This is a genomic window from Psychrobacillus sp. (assembly GCF_056205495.1).
In genome coordinates this window covers 1-1,929 of sequence record NZ_JBAEAP010000584.1, presented here as the reverse complement: position 1 = coordinate 1,929, position 1,929 = coordinate 1, and the positions used below count along the sequence as shown (strand labels likewise).

Annotated in this window: 1 protein-coding gene; it reads right to left on the bottom strand. The window is 41.0% G+C overall.

Going from position 1 to position 1,929, the window contains the following annotated elements; genetic code table 11:
• Positions 1–1,929: ATP-dependent Clp protease ATP-binding subunit (locus AC06OU_RS16495; protein WP_475857230.1), on the bottom strand; the 1,929-nt coding region annotated here is incomplete at both ends.

The window sequence follows — 1,929 nt, the reverse complement described above, 5'->3', positions numbered from 1 at the left end:
GATAAATCTTCTGAGAGGTCTAGCACCGTAAGCTGCATCTGTTCCCTCTTCCACGATCCACGTGTAGACATCTTCCTCGACCTTTAATGTAACTTCCTGCTCTAGCAGACGATTTTGCAGTTGTTTTACATACTTTTTCGCAATCATTTCAAAGTGATGAGTCGTTAAGGAATGGAACATAATAATGTCATCCATACGGTTTAATAACTCAGGCTTGAAGTGTGCACGAAGAGCGGTCATTACCAGTTCCTCGTCCGTATCTGAAACTTCCCCTGTTGTATTGGATAAATATTGAGAGCCTATATTGGAAGTCAAAATGACAATCGTATTTGTAAAGTTAACGATTCTCCCCTGACTATCTGTAATCCTTCCATCATCCATCAGCTGTAACAAAATATTAGCAACATCTGGATGAGCCTTTTCTATTTCATCTAATAGTACTACCGAATATGGGTTTCTTCGCACAGCCTCTGTTAGCTGGCCGCCCTCCTCATAGCCTATATATCCAGGAGGTGCTCCGACTAATCGGGATACGCTATGCTTTTCCATATATTCCGACATGTCTATACGAATGAAGTGTTCCTCTGAGTCAAACAGGTTAGCAGCTAACGATTTAGCCAGTTCTGTTTTCCCTACACCAGTCGGCCCTAAGAATAGAAACGAGCCAATTGGTTTATTCGGGTCTTTTATACCTGCACGTGCACGCCAAACAGCCTCTGTCACTAATTGTACTGCCTGATCTTGACCAACTACACGCTCTCCTAACGTTTCTTTGAGACGGAGAAGTTTTTCTCTTTCCCCTTCTACAAGCTTAGTTACTGGGATGCCAGTCCATCTTGAAATAATATGAGCAATTTCATCTGCAGTGACTTCTTCTCGAAGTAAACGTGAATCATAATCATTGTTTATCTCATCTTCGTATGATTGAAGCTCCTTTTCTAAAGGTGGTATTTTACCATGTCGTAGCTCTGCAGCTTTATTTAAATCGTATTTATTTTCGGCTTCCTCTAGCTCTCTACGATAGCGGTCTAGTAGCTCTCTCTTTTTTTGAACTACTTGAATGGATTCTTTTTCTGATTCCCATTTTTTACGCATTTCTGCTGAGGACTTGTCTAACTCCTCTAACTCCTGACGCAATTGTTCTAATCTCTTTTTACTAGCTGAATCCTTTTCTTTCATTAGCGCTTGCTCCTCAATTTGGAGCTGCATCATTCTTCTTGTTACCTCGTCCAGCTCTTGAGGCATTGAATCTATTTCCGTACGAATCATGGCACATGCTTCATCTATTAAATCTATTGCCTTGTCAGGAAGAAAACGTTCTGTAATGTAGCGGTTGGAAAGCTGAGATGCTGCTACAATTGCTCGATCGTGTATACGTACACCATGATGTAATTCAAAGCGTTCCTTTAAACCGCGAAGGATGGATACCGTATCCTCTACAGAGGGTTCTCTTACTAATACTTGCTGAAAACGGCGCTCTAACGCAGGATCCTTTTCAATATACATACGATATTCATCAAGAGTAGTGGCTCCAATACAGTGCAATTCTCCTCGTGCAAGCATTGGTTTTAACATATTCCCCGCATCCATGGCACCATCTGACTTCCCGGCACCAACTATTGTGTGGATCTCATCAATAAATAAAATGATTTTTCCTTCACTCTCTTTTATCTGCTTGAGTACTGCTTGAAGTCTCTCCTCAAATTCTCCACGATACTTTGCTCCTGCGATTAGCGAGCTCATATCTAATTCGAATATCTCTTTATCCTTCAAGCCCTCTGGTACATCTTTTTTTACAATTCTTTGTGCCAATCCTTCTACAATAGCGGTTTTACCAACCCCTGGCTCTCCGATCAGGACAGGATTATTTTTAGTTTTTCTTGATAAAATACGAATGACATTTCGAATTTCCTGATCTCTACCGATAAC